The 17,023-nt window shown below is 45.0% G+C and carries 18 protein-coding genes; 9 read left to right on the top strand and 9 right to left on the bottom strand.

The window, feature by feature from the left end; all coding sequences use genetic code 11:
• Both FC51_RS11370 and FC51_RS11365 read right to left on the bottom strand, forming a co-directional pair.
• Complete coding sequence (locus tag FC51_RS11370) at positions 1–786, bottom strand: zinc-binding dehydrogenase (protein ID WP_225362299.1); 786 nt, start codon at positions 784–786, stop codon at positions 1–3.
• Positions 787–951: 165 nt separating this feature from the next.
• Positions 952–1,221 (bottom strand): type II toxin-antitoxin system RelE/ParE family toxin, encoded by a 270-nt coding sequence (locus FC51_RS11365; RefSeq protein WP_057910384.1) that lies wholly within the window; start codon positions 1,219–1,221, stop codon positions 952–954.
• An 885-nt stretch (positions 1,222–2,106) separates the two neighbouring features.
• Between FC51_RS11365 and FC51_RS11360 the strand changes: the two genes are divergently transcribed.
• A complete protein-coding gene (locus FC51_RS11360) occupies positions 2,107–2,964 on the top strand; it encodes an alpha/beta hydrolase (protein WP_057910383.1) in 858 nt (285 codons plus the stop codon).
• On the opposite strand, the gene FC51_RS11355 is transcribed toward FC51_RS11360, so the two are convergent.
• Positions 2,942–3,598, bottom strand: coding sequence for a YczE/YyaS/YitT family protein (locus tag FC51_RS11355; RefSeq protein WP_057910382.1), 657 nt, complete (start codon positions 3,596–3,598; stop codon positions 2,942–2,944). The two genes, FC51_RS11360 and FC51_RS11355, sit on opposite strands and share 23 nt — an antisense overlap.
• Positions 3,599–3,747: 149 nt before the next feature.
• Here FC51_RS11355 and FC51_RS11350 point away from each other — a divergent pair, with 149 nt between their 5' ends.
• Positions 3,748–4,368: a hypothetical protein gene (locus FC51_RS11350; protein WP_057910381.1), complete on the top strand. Its 621-nt coding sequence runs from the start codon at positions 3,748–3,750 to the stop codon at positions 4,366–4,368.
• Between the two features lie 529 nt (positions 4,369–4,897).
• On the opposite strand, the gene FC51_RS11345 is transcribed toward FC51_RS11350, so the two are convergent.
• Complete coding sequence (locus FC51_RS11345; protein ID WP_225355067.1) at positions 4,898–5,101, bottom strand: hypothetical protein; 204 nt, start codon at positions 5,099–5,101, stop codon at positions 4,898–4,900.
• A gap of 154 nt (positions 5,102–5,255) precedes the next feature.
• Between FC51_RS11345 and FC51_RS11340 the strand changes: the two genes are divergently transcribed.
• The gene (locus FC51_RS11340; RefSeq protein WP_057910379.1) at positions 5,256–5,495 is read left to right on the top strand and encodes a hypothetical protein; all 240 of its coding nucleotides are present in this window, start codon (positions 5,256–5,258) and stop codon (positions 5,493–5,495) included.
• A gap of 187 nt (positions 5,496–5,682) precedes the next feature.
• Complete coding sequence (gene glpK, locus FC51_RS11335; RefSeq protein WP_057910378.1) at positions 5,683–7,194, top strand: glycerol kinase GlpK; 1,512 nt, start codon at positions 5,683–5,685, stop codon at positions 7,192–7,194.
• A 69-nt stretch (positions 7,195–7,263) separates the two neighbouring features.
• Here glpK and FC51_RS11330 read toward each other — a convergent pair whose 3' ends face one another.
• From FC51_RS11330 to FC51_RS11315, 4 genes are all read right to left on the bottom strand, one after another.
• Positions 7,264–7,713 (bottom strand): hypothetical protein, encoded by a 450-nt coding sequence (locus tag FC51_RS11330; RefSeq protein ID WP_057910377.1) that lies wholly within the window; start codon positions 7,711–7,713, stop codon positions 7,264–7,266.
• A 26-nt stretch (positions 7,714–7,739) separates the two neighbouring features.
• The gene (gene rlmD / locus FC51_RS11325; RefSeq protein ID WP_057910376.1) at positions 7,740–9,125 is read right to left on the bottom strand and encodes a 23S rRNA (uracil(1939)-C(5))-methyltransferase RlmD; all 1,386 of its coding nucleotides are present in this window, start codon (positions 9,123–9,125) and stop codon (positions 7,740–7,742) included.
• A gap of 176 nt (positions 9,126–9,301) precedes the next feature.
• Positions 9,302–10,150, bottom strand: coding sequence for an aldo/keto reductase (locus FC51_RS11320; protein WP_057910375.1), 849 nt, complete (start codon positions 10,148–10,150; stop codon positions 9,302–9,304).
• Between the two features lie 44 nt (positions 10,151–10,194).
• Positions 10,195–10,677: a GNAT family N-acetyltransferase gene (locus FC51_RS11315; RefSeq protein ID WP_057910374.1), complete on the bottom strand. Its 483-nt coding sequence runs from the start codon at positions 10,675–10,677 to the stop codon at positions 10,195–10,197.
• Positions 10,678–10,805: 128 nt separating this feature from the next.
• On the opposite strand from FC51_RS11315, the gene FC51_RS11310 reads away from it, so the two are divergent.
• From FC51_RS11310 to thiE, 4 genes are all read left to right on the top strand, one after another.
• A complete protein-coding gene (locus FC51_RS11310; RefSeq protein WP_057910373.1) occupies positions 10,806–11,666 on the top strand; it encodes an oxidoreductase in 861 nt (286 codons plus the stop codon).
• A 300-nt stretch (positions 11,667–11,966) separates the two neighbouring features.
• Positions 11,967–12,755, top strand: coding sequence for a hydroxyethylthiazole kinase (gene thiM / locus FC51_RS11300; protein WP_057910371.1), 789 nt, complete (start codon positions 11,967–11,969; stop codon positions 12,753–12,755).
• 317 nt (positions 12,756–13,072) lie between these two features.
• A complete protein-coding gene (gene thiD, locus FC51_RS11295) occupies positions 13,073–13,888 on the top strand; it encodes a bifunctional hydroxymethylpyrimidine kinase/phosphomethylpyrimidine kinase (RefSeq protein WP_057910370.1) in 816 nt (271 codons plus the stop codon).
• 1 nt (position 13,889) lies between these two features.
• On the top strand, positions 13,890–14,546 hold the full coding sequence (thiE, locus tag FC51_RS11290) for a thiamine phosphate synthase (protein ID WP_057910369.1): 657 nt from the start codon (positions 13,890–13,892) through the stop codon (positions 14,544–14,546).
• A 114-nt stretch (positions 14,547–14,660) separates the two neighbouring features.
• Here the strand turns inward: thiE and FC51_RS11285 are convergent, their stop codons facing one another.
• Positions 14,661–15,152 (bottom strand): hypothetical protein, encoded by a 492-nt coding sequence (locus tag FC51_RS11285; protein ID WP_057910368.1) that lies wholly within the window; start codon positions 15,150–15,152, stop codon positions 14,661–14,663.
• Positions 15,153–15,397: 245 nt separating this feature from the next.
• On the opposite strand from FC51_RS11285, the gene FC51_RS11280 reads away from it, so the two are divergent.
• Positions 15,398–16,972, top strand: coding sequence for a hypothetical protein (locus FC51_RS11280; protein WP_057910367.1), 1,575 nt, complete (start codon positions 15,398–15,400; stop codon positions 16,970–16,972).
• The last annotated feature ends 51 nt before the right edge of the window (positions 16,973–17,023 follow it).

Genomic DNA, 17,023 nt, shown 5'->3' with positions numbered 1-17,023 from the left:
TTACTTAAGAGATTTTAGACAGCTTCTAAAGAGGCTGCCCTTTAATGGGGCGCTCTGGCCTGCCATTGAGCCGATCTGAATCCAAGTTAAAGTGTGCTGCGGGTCTTTGCGTTGCGAAATCATGTTGGCAATCATCGTGGCCGCAACGTCTCCCCACAGGTAATCCAAAACCACGTCGACGTCGCCAATCTTTTCCAAATTTGCTTTTAAATCGTCGTCATTATCCGTCAATTTAATCGTCGACGAGGCACCGAATCGGCTTAATTTTGCTAATTTTTCGGGATTTCGGCCAACACCAATCACTTCTGATGCCCCGAAACCAATGCTGATGGGAATCGCCAGCTGACCGGAAGCACCAGTCGCGCCCAATACCAAAACACGTTTGCCCCGAACCTTATCTTCTCCCAACCGTTCTTTGATTGCCATAAAAGATGACATTGCCGGATTGGCTGTGGCGGCAACTGTTGCGGGGTCAGCCGCGTTGTCGATTGGAAACAAGGCTCTTCGATTGACAACCGCTTTTTCCGCAAAGGTGCCATAAACGGGATTGCCGCTATTGAAATAAAAATGTTCACCATCATCGGTCTCCCCAACCGCGTCAACGCCCGGAACGATGGGCAACGTGCTGGTTGCCGAATAGTGAGTGCCGTTTGCGCGGGCACGGGCTAGTTGGCTGACGGCCGCTGCTAAAACGTGAAGTTCGACTTCACCATCGTTAACGGGCGGATCGGGAAACTCGCCATATTCAGGACCTCTTGTAAAATCATTGATAATTGCTGCTTTCATGTGCGTACTCCTTAGGTTTGTAGTGTTTGATGCAGTTTAATTTAATGGCTTTATCATGGCGGACGATGCGCAATTTTGCAACGATTTTGACGTTTGGTTATGTGGACTAAAAAAAGAGTTGGAAAATCAGTTCAGCCACTGACTTCCAACTCGTTTTGCTGTCTCTTAAATTTCGCCATGTCTGCCGGTATCTAAAAAGCGCACCGTATCACCCACTACCTCATAAATGAGTAGCCAACTGCCCTTGATAAATAAGGCGCGTTGCGGTTTGCGGCTTTTAATGACGTGGTCATCGTATTTTTCAGCCACCGGCTTTCCGCTTAAAATTTGGTCTTCAACAACTTTGAATTCAGCTTCAGTGTAGCGATTCGCTCTGATCATATTTTGATAGTGTTTTTTGAATCTGGATTGATACTTTGGCTGGTATTTTGGCATTACGGTTTTCCTTTCGGGTTAGTTTAATTTAATTATATCCTCTTATTGCGATAAAATACGACATGAAAAAAGGCCTGACAGGGGGGTGTCAGACCTTTTCGTTCAATATTCTGAGGGGAATATGAATTATAAGGGTTGCTGTGAAAAGTAGATCAATGGCAGCATTAACTTACTTCTCAATATTATTGGGGGTGAGTAGAAATAAATCACTGTTTATCTCTTGCTCATGTCTATAATATAACGTAAAAATGTAAATAATGTGCGAATAAAGTGTGAAACTTTTGTGAATATTAGTAAAACAAAATGCAATGTTCATCGGACTGCTTATGTAAAGTGATTCTAATGGTAGTGAACACCCAAAATGCTTTTTTAGCCAACAAAAAAAGCCATGACTAACGCGCCCGGCTTCTTTAAGACCTTAATCTTTTGAGGGGGAGATAAGGTTTAATCAAAAGTGAATTTATCATTATGACAATTTGCGAAGTGAAAGTTGTCTGCTTACAACTTTACAGTTACTATGATACTAAATAAATCTGAATAAAGTGTGACCAAATTGTGAAGATTTTGTGAATTTATCGATGCGGTCAAGATTTATGGATAAAAAAATAAGGCACGGGGATGCCTTATTTCCGTTTACCTATATTTATTCTAGGGGAAGAATATGAATACAAAAGTAATAAATTAAAGGGGGATTTAATCTATTGCTCGCACAAAGTGATACATCACTTTATGTTTCACCTAATACTATAGCGAAATAATGTGTTTAAACTTTGAATAATTTGTGAAGATTTTGTGAACTTTTCTGAGTTTGACCACAATTTGTGCGATAAATTTGATTTGTATTACAATTGATACCAACAAATGGTTTTTGAAGGAGGAATCGCAATGAGTTTTATGGCGAAAAGGTATCTTAGGAAGTTTCGCGCTGAGGACTACAAGAAAAGTGTCGCCCATAGTTTTATCAAACCCAATCAAAAGATCAATCTTTTCCGGAAAAATGAAAACGAATACAAAATTTATCCGGTTAAAAAAGGACAACTCGTGACCATCGAGACGGTCGCGGATCCCACCAGTCAGATTTTGTACTTCCACGGGGGTGCTTTTACCGTCCCGATGAATGAGGACCAACTGGAAATGATTACCCAAATTGCCCAGGCTGCGAATAGCCGTCTACAGATTGCGGATTTTCCGTTGCTGCCAACAAACTCAGCTGATGATATGTTGGCCTTTTCGCAAGCCGTCTTCGATAAGGTCGTCAACGATGACTTGCCACTATTTATCGTGGCCGACTCAGCGGGGGCAAAGCTTGCTCTTCAGCTACTCATGGACAATCCAGGCAAGGTTTTAGGAACCAGTCTGATTTCACCATGGCTGGACATGAAGCTGACCGATCCTGAAATTGCCAAGCGTGCTGAAAATGATATTTTGCTGGATCTGCCAACATTACAGGAAATTGGCGGCTGGTTTACTGATGGGGCATCTGCCGAAAAATGGCAGGACGTTTTTAATTCGGCCAACTTAAAAAATATTGGTGACGTTCAGATCTTTTATGGAGAAAATGAAATGCTGGTTCCTTCTGATTTGAAGTTGATTGATGCCATGGCCCAAGCGGAGGGCGCCAATCCACTGCCAACCACCTTTAAGGATGCTTGGCATGATTACACATTGTGGTTCAAGTTGTCGGAAACAAAAAAGACCTTTAGACAAATTGCTGAGTTCATCAAAGATCGACGTGGTGCTTAAGCTTTGGAAAGGCGTGGGTGTCCGACCATTTCATCATTGCCCCTTGGAAAAGGAGGGCAAAAACTGTCCCGAAGCCAATTGCGTAAAGCTTGCCAGTAAAGACGTAGGAAGCACCGATAATCAAAATTGGCGGGATATAACTGAGCCACTGTGAAATGACGGCACTGCCATGAATGTATTTAAAGCGGATGATGTAAGCCAAATCATCGTTTGGATGCATAATCAAATTAGACCGAGAATACATTGAAACGGCCATCGCAACACAGTACAGGCCAATGATGTCGAGGATTAGTCGAATGTAGAAATCTTGTTCAGGAACGCTGATTGTGTTAAAAATCCAGGTAAAAAAGGCAACCAGGTAGCTGAACGGTACGGTGAACAGCAGGTTGGAAAAGAATCGCCGCCGGTCAAATGAACCCAAGAGTAACTGGTTGGAAATGGTCACAATAATTCCGTAAAGAAACAGGGTCGTTCCCAGTGGGATGTTGATCCATTTCGAGAGGTTAACGGCAGAACCGGTCCAAACGGCACTTCCCAGGTTTGAAGAAATGGCCAGCGCGTTTCCAGCCGAATTGATGATGATTGAAAGGCCTAAATAATAAAGGCGCTGTTTGAAATCTTTCATTTTAGCCATTATGTACGATAATCTCCTTAAATTCCCAATGAACTCCATTGTATAATAATTAATTCGGTTTGAAAATATCGGGCTTATCAAGCGTCGGGTCAAATTGATACTGTTCTTTAGTCAATCGTGTTAATATCTGTTTTAGAGGAGGCGGTCTTGTGGAACAACAATATTCGGAAGTAGAAGCTGAAAAACATTTCGAAAACAATCGTTTATGGTTTAGACGGTTTCAAACAACCCGCTCATATCGAAAGTTAACGAAGCCGGAAAGGGCAGCTGCTGGATACATTACGCAGGCATTTGTCGGATTGGCCTATAAATATCAATTACGTAATCCGAGGCGTTATACTGCAACATCGGTCAAAGAAGTTGTTTTAACGTTGTTCCCAGAGAAGATCGCCGCGACAAACGTTTTTTTTACGTCGGTTATCCCGGTGATGAGAAGATATTTTATTTTCTTGGGTGTTCAACACAAAATTAGTAATGTGGATACGTTGATTAGGGCGCTGGATACGATCAAGGTCCGCCAGCTGTTGGATGGCCATAGAGAAACTAAAAATTGGGATGCGCATAAAAGATTAGGAATGCAGGTCTTGATGGGCTATAAGCCGGATATTGATCCAAAGCAGGTAACGACGTTTGAACAGGATTTCAATATGGGCGTCCCGTTAAGATTCTGTTTCGATTTCAGCGTCAACAGACCACCAAAAAACATTATTTTATTGACGGAGAAGCTGCGTAAGAAGTTTGAAAATGTGATGTATGAGAAAAACAAATAGTGTGCGACAAACCCCGGGTTGACCCTGGAGCAGAAGGTAAAAAACTGGTGATGAACGATTTTTGTTCATCGCCAGTTTTTTACCTTCTGTAGTAAGGGTCAGGGGTGTCGGAGCATAGCTCAGAGGCAGAAGGAACCACAAAATCAAATAAACGATCGAACTGGGTAAAATATTAAACTGTAAGTTACTAGAGCACTCAAAGATTTTGTTTGTCGATCTTATGCAGTAGGGCCCTGGGTCGTCGGAGCGTGATTGAGAGGCAGAAGGGAACGCAAAATCAAATAACCGATCTAAACCTGAAAAATTCTTGACTCTGAATCAGTAGAGCGTCTGAACGATTTTGTTCATCGCCAGTTTTTTTACCTTCTGTAGTAAGGGTCAGGGGTGTCGTCCACAGGACTAGGTGCTGCACTGTGTTTGCGATCAACACAAAATCCAGAAAATAACCACAAAAAAACGCCCCCAGCCACCAGTTCACTCCAGCAGCTAAAGCGCATCACAATCCGGTTCATTCACATTTCACGTCAGTTCAACCCAACAAGCTGACTTTTTCGATGGTATCGAGCTTGATGACCGTTACGCCCTTTGCGGGACGGTTGATGAAAGCCTGGTCATCGTTAACCGCGGCGACACTTCCTGTCAGCGTGCCGTCACCGGTTTCAATTCGTACCAACTTTTTGCTTTTGTACGCATTCATCAATTCATTTGAAATTTCTTTAGTTGCAATAGTCATCATTGTCACCTCTTATGATAAACTTAAGTATAGTTCACAAATCTGCTGAATGTAAACAATTTTTCTCACAAGCGAAACTTTAGAATATTTTTATAACATTTTTTTGCATTTAGCGCTAAAGTGGATATATAGGTAAAGTGAAAGGGGTATTAAAATGACTGAACGCCAATTGATTCAAGAAATTTTAAATACAGTTGATGTGATCTACAATTTTGTAAACACCGACGATGATAAGAAGGAATACGAAATCGTGATTAACCGACAAGACGGGGACCATCGTCCGTTGGAAAACGTCAACAAAGAAATCAAAGATTACTTCACTGAAGCCAACTTTAGTTATAACGAAGAGCTCAATGACAACGGTGACGACATTCACGTTCAAGTAAAACGTTAATTGGTCTAGTTGAGTAACACTTCACAAAAGTTATTGAACAGGCAATTTGAATTGCAATGCACGTTATGGTATAGTTCATAATGTGCTTTTTTAATACAATAAAGGTGCGATCAAAAATCAAAAAGTTGCGCATTTAAAATTTTTTCAAAAAAGATGTAATCGCTTTCTAGTGATCGGAGGGAATTTAATGTTAACAGACAGACCAAAGTACGTATTATCAATTGATCAAGGGACGACTTCCACGCGAGCTATGATATTTGATCACAATGGTCGAAAGGTGATCGAAGCATCCAAGCCGGTTAAGCAAGTCATTCCACATAACGATTGGGTTGAAACGGATCCCAATGAAATTTGGACATCCGTTCTGAACGTGATTTCGTCTGCGTTCATTGATGCTGGGATCCATCCCGAAGATATTGAGGGAATTGGAATCGTTAACCAACGTGAAACGACGATTATCTGGGACAAGGAGACCGGTGAACCGATTTATAATGCAATTGGTTGGCAGTCTAAGCAAACGGCCGCATTGGCCCGTAAATTGAAGAATGAGGGCTATTCAGGGATGGTCCATAAGAAGACGGGCCTAATTATCGATTCGTATTTCTCAGCTACCAAGGCCCGTTGGATTTTGGATCACGTTGACGGTGCTCAAGAACGGGCAGAAAAAGGTGAGCTGATTTTTGGGACGGTTGATACCTGGTTGGTTTGGAAACTCTCTGGCGGCGAATATCACGTCACTGATTATTCCAATGCCAGCCGGACGATGCTGTTTAACATTCATACCCTCCAGTGGGATGACGATATCTTGAAATTATTAAACATTCCAAAGTCGATGCTGCCCGAAGTGAAGACTTCCAGCGAACTTTACGGAACGACAAAGAATTATCAATTTTATGGAATCGAAGTCCCAATTGCCGGCATTGCCGGTGACCAGTCGGCTGCATTGATTGGCCAGCTCGCGTTTGAACCCGGGATGATCAAAAATACTTATGGTGATGGTGCCTTTATCATGATGAACACTGGTTCCAAACCAGAAATTTCAGATGATAATCTGTTGACAACCATTGCATATAATTTTAATGGCAAAGTCACATATGCACTTGAAGGCTCGATTTTTGCTGCCGGAACGGCCTTGTCATGGTTAGCTGATAGTCTGCAACTGATCGATAACGTACCGGAATCCCGTCAGGCCGCCATGAATTCGGAAGATGACGATGAAGTATACGTAGTGCCTGCCTTCAACGGGTTAGGTGCGCCATACTGGGAACAAGACGTCCGTGGGGCAGTGTTTGGGCTGACTCGGGGAACCACTAAGGATGACTTCGTCAAGGCAACGCTACAGTCGATCGCCTATGGCACAAAAGATATCATCCAAACCATGGAAAAAGACACCAGTATGCATATTCCCGAACTGATGGCTGATGGTGGTGCGTCTCGGAACAGTTACTTAATGCAGTTTCAAGCAGACATCTTAAATATCCCAATCCAACGGGCGGCGGACGAAAACACCACCGCGTTTGGGGCCGCCATTTTAGCAGGGCTGGCAGTTGGTTTTTGGAAGGATATTGATGAAGTCAAAGAACTCGCAGAACCTGGCCGAACCTTTAAGCCCAACATGGAAGATTCAAGGCGGGCCAAGCTCTATCGGGGCTGGCAAGCTGCTGTGGATGCTACGAGAGCCTATAAAGTTAAAATTTAAACGGGAACAACATGCCCGAAAGACAGAAAAATCCTTCAACTTGTGAATCAAGAAGTTGAAGGATTTTTGCTATGCGTCATTTTTGTCAGTTGGTTCTTTCCAATATCGGGCGTCCGTTAATATTTCCTTGGAATGCTCGTCGGCGGGAACGAATCCCAAGTTAAACAAATGTTTGAAGTACATCATATTGTATATCAGCATCCAAACGATTCCCAGACCATATGAGCCAACGGAATAGGCGACTTGAAACGGTTCGCCCATTCCAAGTGAGAGCGCCATTCCGGCAATGATTTCGACGCCCGCCATACATAACAGGTTGTACCAGTCTGACCGAAAAATTGGCACCCAGAGGTTAAAGAATAAGGCCGTAAACGACGGGCCGACCTTGGCAATTCGAATCTGGCCGTTTTCCTTGTTCACCACGGTGGCAAAATTTGGTGGGATCGGCAAATTACCCGGAGTGTTGGGATCGTTTTGATTATTGTCGTCGTTATTGCCGTTACCAAATGGGTTTTGCATGGGGAACCTCCTTTCAGACTACTTGGTTACTTCTTTTTAAATTTCACAACACATTCACAGCGCGATGTTTGTGGCATCAAATCAACTGATTGGATGTATTCGACATTGTACTTCTGCGTTAATTTTACTAAATCCTGTGCCAAAGTCGATGGATTACAAGAAATATAGACAAATTTCTTTGGCACAATATCCAAAATGGTGTCAATCAGTGAATCGGCCAGCCCAGTCCGTGGCGGATCAACAATTAACGCGGTTGGTGTCCAGCCACCGTCAATCCATTCGGGTAAGAGCTTTTCAGCTTCACCAACTTCATACAGACAGTTAAAAATGCCGTTTCTAACTGAATTGGCATTTGCGTCATCCACCGCTGCTTTGATGGTATCCATTCCGCGGACTTCACGGACTTGTTTGGCGACGGATAAACCAATTGTTCCAACGCCGGAATAAGCATCGACCAGCTTTTCGTTTCCCCTGAGATCAAGGGCTTTGAAGGCTTCATCGTAGAGAACCCGGGTCATTTCCGGGTTCGCCTGCAAGAAGGCTCTGGCAGACAAATCAAACTTTAAGCCGTTGAGGACTTCGGTGATTGTCTCACGACCTGCCAAATGAATGGTTTCATCGCCCCAAATCAGGGATGTTTTACCCGGATTGACGTTTTGCATAACCGATATGACTTCGGGTAGTTCAGCTTTGATTCGTTCCAATAACTGATGCTTTTTGAGCAGCTTTTGGCTTTGGGTGATAAACGTGACCTGGACTTGGTCAGTAGCAATGGCTGCCCGAACGACAACCGTTTTGATGATGCCGCTGTTTTTTTCTTCGTCGTACGCAGGAATCCCTAATTCATCGATCATTGCCACGACTGCCCGCATGACTTTCATCGTCAACGGGTATTGAAGCGCGGATGTTTTTAAATCGACCACATCGTGACTGCGGGCTTTGTATAGGCCGGCGATGGTGTTGCCGTCTTCATCCTTACGAATTTGAAAGGTGGCCTTGTTGCGGTAGTGGGTCGGATCATCCATCCCAATAGTAGGTAATAATTTAAATTTGCGATAACCGGTGGGCTTGAATTTTTCAAGGGAGTCACGGACGACATCCCGCTTGAATTCCAGCTGTTTCGGGTACGCCAAATTCTCCAGCTCAAAGCCGCCGACTTCATTTGCATAAGCGTCAACGGGATCCACCCGGTCCTGACTTTTTGTGAGAATTTCAATTAATTTTGCGCGAATGAAATTATTCAAATCGTCGGTCACTTCAACGACGACTTTTTCGGTTGGCAGGGCGCCGGGTACAAACACCAATTTGTGCTCGTAATAACCGATCCCTTCACCATTGATTCCAAGGCGCTTAATTTGAATGGTTAAGTGTTCACCTTCGTCTACGTGAACTTCAGAATTATTGTTATACATTGAACCGTCCTTAATATTTGTAGTTACTAGTATGATAGCACATCGCGCATAAAATTCGTATGTGGGCGAGCCAAAATGAGTGGTTGCCGGTTTGCAAAATAATAGTAAAGGGACCGTCGGCAAAACAGTGTTTTGTCACGGTCCCAAATGAGTTGTGGTTATTTAGCTGAAAAATGTTACCAGGTTGCCTGATCCGGATCTGTTGCCAAACCGGCTTTTCCGTGGAAGCCATCAATTGTTTTCATGTCTGAATTTGATAAGTTGAAATCAAAGATGTCGGCATTTTCCTTGATGTACTTTTCGTGGACCGACTTCGGTAATGGCAAGAAGCCGTGCTGCAGTGACCAACGGAGGACCACTTGAGCAGGTGTCTTGTCGTATTTTCGACCGATTTCAGTCAATTCAGGAATCTTGAAGATTTCGCCGGTTCCCAGTGGGCTGTAAGCTTCCGTCAAGATATCGTGGTCGTCATTATATTCCACGACGGCTGGCTGCATATCCGATGGATTAATGAACATCTGGTTGACCATCGGCTTAACTTTGGCGGTTTCCAATAGGGCATTCAAATGCTTAGGCCTGAAGTTGGAAACACCGATCGCCTTGGCGGCACCCTGCTCGTAAAATTCTTCCATTGCCCGCCATGATTCGGCGTTTGCTTCCTGCCAATTATCCCGGAAGTCAACTGGATTTGGCCAGTGAATGAGATAGAGGTTCACGTAATCCAATTTCAATTTTTCCAGAGAGCGTCCAAAAGCCTGCTTAGTCTTTTCATAGCCGTGATCCGCATTCCAAAGCTTGGTTGTGACGAACAAATCCTCTCGGGGAACGCCACTATCTTTGATTGCTTGGCCGACGCTTTCTTCGTTGCCGTACGCCGCAGCAGTGTCAATGTGGCGATAACCGGCATTTAAAGCTGCCAAAACGGCGTGATAAGCTTCATCTCCGTCTGCAGACTGCCAGGTACCAAAGCCGACTTGGGGGATCTTGACGCCATTATATAAAGTGTACGTATCTGTTAGTGCCATTTTGTTTGCCTCCTAATCTGTATCTAGTCTTATTTTAAAGTGTTTTAGAGATTAAGTACAAAAAATTTATCCATTGATGAGTGCTCGCCGTTATTCAGCGGGTGGCCGAGGTCCGAAAAGCCATAATCTTGATAGAGGTGAATGGCTTCCACCAATGAATGGTGAGTCTCCAAATAAATAGTTTTGTATCCGGCACCCTTGGCAAAGCCGACTGCGGTGTCCAGCAGCCGATAGCTTAAGTGTTGGCCACGGGCGGCTTCTGTTAAGTAAAGCTTTTGCAGTTCGGCAACTTGATTTGCGATGTCAAATTCTGCAATTCCGGCGCCACCCAGGACGGTGTCGACTTCGTTTACGGCGACAAAGTATTCCCGCTGAGCTGATTTATCGTAGAAGTCACTCAAATGATCCAATTCCTTATCAAAATAGGCGGTGCCTGGGATATCCAGCCCGTAAGATTTTAATGACGTTCTGATAATGGTCGCCAAGGGCGCGTCATCAGCGGGTTTAATTGGCCTGATTCTAACCATTTTACCGTCTCCATTTCATTGTGTTTGATTAGCATATTAACACTATTAGAATTGCAGAGTAAAGCCCATGTGACCGCTTTATCGTGATATACTTGAATTAATTTAAAACAGGTTCGGGAGGGATTACTATGGATCAAAAAGTTGCGATTGTTACAGGCGCGTCATCTGGAATCGGCATGCAGATTGCCAAGAACCTCTATCGAAACGGGATGGAAGTCTATGCGCTGGCCCGCCGGGTATATGCCATGAACGAGTTGGACGATTTAGGCATCCACACCATGCATCTGGATGTGACCGACCACGACGAGATCGATAAGGTCGTCAGCGAAATTGTTGCCGAAACCGGCAGAATTGATGTTTTGGTTAATAACGCCGGCTTGGGGGCCTTTGGCTCGGTTGAAGAAGTGACGCTGAGTGAAGGCGAGTACGAATTCAAGGTCAACGTTTTCGGCCTGGTCAAAATGATTCAAGCAGTCCTTCCAACCATGAGACAGCAACACAGTGGCCGGATTATCAACATGTCATCGATGGCTGGAAAAATCAGCAATATTCTTCTCGGCAGTTGGTATGTCGGCTCCAAATTTGCCGTTGAAGGCATCAGTGACTCACTCCGTCAGGAACTCAAACCGTTTGGCATTGATGTTGCTGTCATTGAGCCCGGGGCCATTCAATCCGAATGGAAAGATGGTGCCATGGATCGGATGATCGACGCGTCGGGAAATGGCCCGTATGCGACCCTGGCAAGACGCTCGGCTGACTTCTTTGCGATGTCATACAAGTTTGCGTCAGCGCCAAGAGTGGTGGCCCGAGCAGTTGACAGAGCGGTCTTTTCAAGAAGACCCAAGACACGTTATGCGATTGGTGCCGGCGCCAAACCGGCAATGCTGATGAAACGTTTCTTGCCTGATCGTTGCATGGACGCATTTTTCGAAGCCCTGAACAAATATGCCCAACAAGTTGTTAATCGAGAAACTGGTGCCAATCGCTAGCATAGCGTATGAATTGAATATCAAATCCAAGCACACTGGGGGAACTGCTGAAAGCAGCTGAGATGAGCCTGAAAGGCCCGTACCCTTGGAACCTGTCAGTTAGGACTGGGGAAGGAAAGTGGCTGATGCGACAGAATCATTTTGTCGCAAGAAGTGTCGTGAATGGGGTTGCAATCGTTCACGACAAAACCCACGTTAGGTTAAAAATCCCAGCCGGAGCTGCAGACATCCAAGTGTCTTTTGCTCCGGCTTTTTGATACGTTGATAATGGTTACCTGGAAAAGAAAGGAAGTTTATCTGATGAAAATTGATCTACTGAACACATTGCGAGAAAAGAATCCGATTGCTTTTAACATTTCAAACTTCGTGACGGTTCAAGATGTTGCGAACGGTATTAATGCGATTGGGGCTTCTCCAATCATGTCGGAGGAAAAAAACGAAGCAGAACCCATGGTCCAAATGGCTGATTCGGTGACCGTGAATCTGGGGGCGTTTACTGAGAGCCAGCTGGACCAGATTGCGGCGGTCACGACGTTTGCTAATCAGTACAAAAAGCCAATCGTGATTGATCCGGTCGCAGTGGGTGCGGTGGAATACCGAAAGGAAAGATGCAACGAACTGCTGGATCAGATTGATGTAGCCGTTATTCGGGGCAATGCAGGTGAAATTGCGGCGCTGGCGGACGTGGATTGGAATGCCAAGGGAATTGACGCCGGTGAAGGAAGCGGCGATTTGGTGGAAATTGCAAAGAAGCTCGCAAAGAAGCGAAACTGTGTCGTCGTGGAAAGCGGTAAGACCGACATCATCACGGATGGAGAAGCGGTCGTCCGGGTGTTCAATGAAACCGATTTGTTCAAGCTCCACGTGGGTTCGGGCGATATGCTGTCGAGTACGATTGGCTGTTTCTGTGGCGTTGAAAAAGATTATTTTGAGGCGGCCCAGGCGGCAACGGTCATCTTTGACGTGGCAGGAGAGGTGGTCGCAAAGGCGATGAAAAAGCCGCTGGCGGGATCGTTTGGCGTCCAATTGATAGATGAACTCCACTTGATAGACGTGAAGACGGTGGAGAGGTATGCGAATTTTGAATAGGGCAGAGTGCGACGAGCAACGGGTGACGCGGTTTCTAAGATAACTTTGATTGAAGTCCCTGGGTTTGGGGCTTCGATTAAAGTTGTCTTAGAAGTTAGCGTCAGTTGCGTCGGAGCACGTTTAATCTAGGTAGCAGGGGAGAAACCTCACGCGATTTTGCGTCAAAGTTGGTTCGCGCCAGTAGGCTAGACGTTGCACTTCGTTTACGGTCGTCGGAGCACGTTCAAACCAAGTAGCATGAGAGCGACAGCACTGAACCAGACAACTTCAAGCATATTTAACAAACCCCACACAAAAATTAGGAGGACTAAAAAATCATGGTTAACGAAACAATTCAAACATTGACGATTGCTGGAACGGATAGTGGCGGTGGTGCCGGTGTGATGGCCGACATCAAGACGATGCAAATGCGCCACGTCTTTTCTGCAGCGGTCATTGTTGCGGTGACCGCACAAAATACAATTGGCGTGCAAGACTTCATGCCAATTCCAAAGAAACTCATTGATGAGCAATTTGCTTCAGTAGCTTCAGATTTAAAGATTCGGGCATGTAAAACAGGAATGTTAGCTGATGTGGCAACCGTTGAAGCCGTTGTTGCCAACCTGAAAAAGTACGACCTCGGCACCTTAACGGTTGACCCGGTCATGGTTGCCAAGGGCGGTGCCCGCCTACTTTCCGAAGATGCCATTAATACCGTGAGAGAAGAATTACTGCCGTTGGCTGATATTTTAACGCCCAATTTGCCTGAAGCAGAAGAACTGACCGGTATGAAGATTGAAGACAAGGATCAAATGATTGAAGCCGCTAAGAAGCTCCAGGATTTAGGCGTTAAGAACGTTTTAATCAAGGGTGGCCACCAGACCGAATCCGCTGAATCATCAGACTTTATTTTACTTGAGGATGGCAAATCGTTTTGGGTCAGCTCGCCTCGAATTGATACCGTGCGGACTCATGGAACCGGCGATACGTTGTCCTCGTGCATCACGGCTGAAATTGCCAAGGGAAAAGACGTCGAAACCGCCATTCGGATTGGTAAGAAATACGTTCAAGCAACCATTGCCAACGGGATTCAAGTCGGCCATGGGCACGGACCATTGAACCACTGGGCAACCTTTGAAGGAGACGGTGATTAGCATGGGGCTGAAATTTGAATCAGGGATGTTACGAAGCTATTTTATTGCCGGAACGCAAGATATCAAAGATCCAACCAAAACCCTCCAAGAAGTTGCCAAACAAGCCATGGAAGCTGGCATCACTGCCTTTCAGTATCGTGAGAAGGGACCGGGCTCGTTAAGCGGAGAAAAACGAGACCAACTAGCAGCCGATTTGCGTGACATGTGTGCCGATTACGAAATTCCATTTATCGTTGACGACGACGTGGACTTAGCCATTAAGACCAAGGCAGACGGGGTACATGTTGGCCAAAAAGATGAGCGGGTTGGAAAAGTCATCGACCAGGTGGACAGCACCATGTTTGTTGGGCTGTCCTGTGACACTAAGGAACAAGTCGACATTGCCAACCAGACTGCCGGAATCAGTTATATTGGCAGCGGGCCGGTCTTTCCGACTGGTTCAAAAGCGGACGCCGATCCGGTCATCGGGGTTAACGGCCTGGCAACGCTGGTCAAAGAAAGCAAGCTCCCAGTCGTTGCCATTGGCGGCATTACGGAAGAAAACATTGTCGAGCTGCCAAAAACCGGGGTTTCCGGCGTGTCGGTCATTTCGATGATCGCCCAGAGTGACGATGTCTTTCGAACCGTTCAAGTGATGAATGAGACGTTTAAGAAATAACATATGGGATAAATAAATTAGCCAACCATCCTGGTTTGGATGATTGGCTAATTTGTTTTTATGGCAGGAGGCTGCTTTTCTTCCGGCTGCTGGCTGGTGTTTAAATGACGATACTTATTCCATATTGAAGCCTTCAACATTGGCCTTAGGCAGGCGGTCGACCTCGCCTGTCATCGTCTTCATGACGTCGGTGCTGTTTCGGGTGTAGTAATAGACTTTGTAGGGACCGGAAGAATGCGGATTGCCCTTGTAAGTTTCCAATACCGGCTGGACGAATCCAGCGACATCCTGATTCGTGACCCTGGCTAAATTAACATCACTGGTGTTTGGTGTCCCAAATGCGCGCCAATCTTTTGTCGAGGTTGGTCCGAAGACAAAATAATTACCGGACCGTTCATAAAATGTTTGGTCGGAATGATAACTGACGCTGTGCTTACCAAAATAAATGTCGGCTTGATTGCCATACCAAGTTCCCCGAAACGATTTGGAAACTTCGTTGGGGTTGGAAGCCGAGGCATCATTTCGGCGGTGTGAGACGACCCCGGGAATGCCGATTGTGGCGACAAACAGTAATGTTAAAATAATCGTAATCGAAGACTTCTTCATGATGATCGCTCCTCAGAATGATCCGTCTGTATCAACACCTAAAGAGTACCGCAGTGATGTAAAATAAGTGTAAAAATTGGGTATCAAATATGTATAATATGGTCTGAAAACAATATTACTTAACAATTACAATTGTTAGGTTTGGATAAAATCCAGTCATAAGACTTGTGATTTTCACGGAAAGTCGTTTTAATGGATATGTACACGTATTAAGTTTCTAATAATTAAATTTGGGGTGAGATTGAATGAAGGGACATTTTAAGTTAGCCGTTGCGGCGGCGTTTCTATTCGTGTCCGCTGGTTTGTTTGGTGTTGCGGCACCAACTGCCAGTGCCGATGTGATCGTCAATCCTGGAACAGCAGGATCGATACCGCAGGTTAATTCTGGTAACGTTTTAAAAGACTACAACGAAAATTCGTTGAACGTCGTCAATAATTCGACACCAGCGGGGAACACAAGTAAGAAGTATACGAAGTATTCATTGGATCCAACTGGTTACAACTACGGTAATTCATACAATACGATTGCCGGAAGTTCTCAAACCAATACATTCAAGACTAAATTCTTCCTGCCGGATGGCTTCAACGTTTCCAACTTCCAACATGGTAACTTCCAAAGTGTCACGTTGGATGGTGACGGCAACATTTACTTTATTGAATCAAACGGTACCAACACCAACCAGGGTGCGATCGTTAAGTTCAATATGGCCAAGTTACAGCAATTAGGTGTCGGCTCTGACGTTTTACTGTTATGGCGGGCATTTGATTACTTTAACCCGTACACGACCGACGGGCAGGCACATAACGATGAATACAACCAAGTCAACGCGCAATTACAAGGCGCATTTGATAAGGTTCAAACATTGACCACGACGTTGAACCAGAATAAGTCATGGCAAAATAACCAGAACAACTACATGAAGAATGCTCAAAAGTGGTACTACAGCTGGAAGAGCAAGAAGGCCAAGTACCAAAAGATTGCCAAATCTTACAGGTATTCATACAATACCCGTCAAAAAGCTAAGAAGACGGTTAAGACAGCCACAGCCAAGATGGCGCGTTGGATGAAGTCTTACAAGATGCACAAGGCTAAGATTGCCAAGTACAACACCAAAATTAGCAGCATTCAATCACAGATTGATACTTATCAAGGACAAATCGACGATGCCAAGGCACAAAATCCTGACATGTTTAAGTACGTTGACATTGCCCAAACAGCGCAATTGTCTCCAGAAGTTGATATTGGCCATGGTCAAACATTGTCATACAACCCACAGAACAAGCACATCTACCTGGCCGAAGACAACACTTTGACCGACCTTGCTTCGCGTGATGATAACAACACGGTTCTCGAAATGGACCCAAACACGTTGAAACCAATCCGTGAATACAACTTCAAGATGTACCACGGCGATTCTGCCAACCTTCAATTGCACACATTGGCATTTGACAAGAATGGTAATGCTTATTGGGGACGTAAGCTCAACGGCGGTTACATGTTCTTCTACGGACGCCTCGACGAAAATGGTGTTAGCTTCCAAGCTTCATCATCTATGGTCGGCAAACGTGGTGGATCAACGAACCAAGGGGTTGCAGTCAACCCGGCAAACAACCGCCTCTACTTCGTTTCTGATGATATCTTGACTTCAGTGCCAACATCAGGTGTTCAAAGCGGTAACTTCTCCGCTGACGATATTCACTATCAAGCCTTCAATTCCGGACGTGAATTCGAAAGCTTGGCGTTTGACCAAGATGGTTACGGCTACTTGTTAGCATTGTGGCCACCTGAGTTGATGCAATCGACTGAGCCGTTGAATTAATAAAATCATTCAGAATTGGCGATAATGTGTTAAACACGTTTCAGTTCAGCG

The organism is Lentilactobacillus parabuchneri DSM 5707 = NBRC 107865 (assembly GCF_001435315.1).
Taxonomy (GTDB): domain Bacteria; phylum Bacillota; class Bacilli; order Lactobacillales; family Lactobacillaceae; genus Lentilactobacillus; species Lentilactobacillus parabuchneri.
Note: the sequence above shows the minus strand (reverse complement) of the source record. Positions and strands in the feature narration are given on the sequence as shown.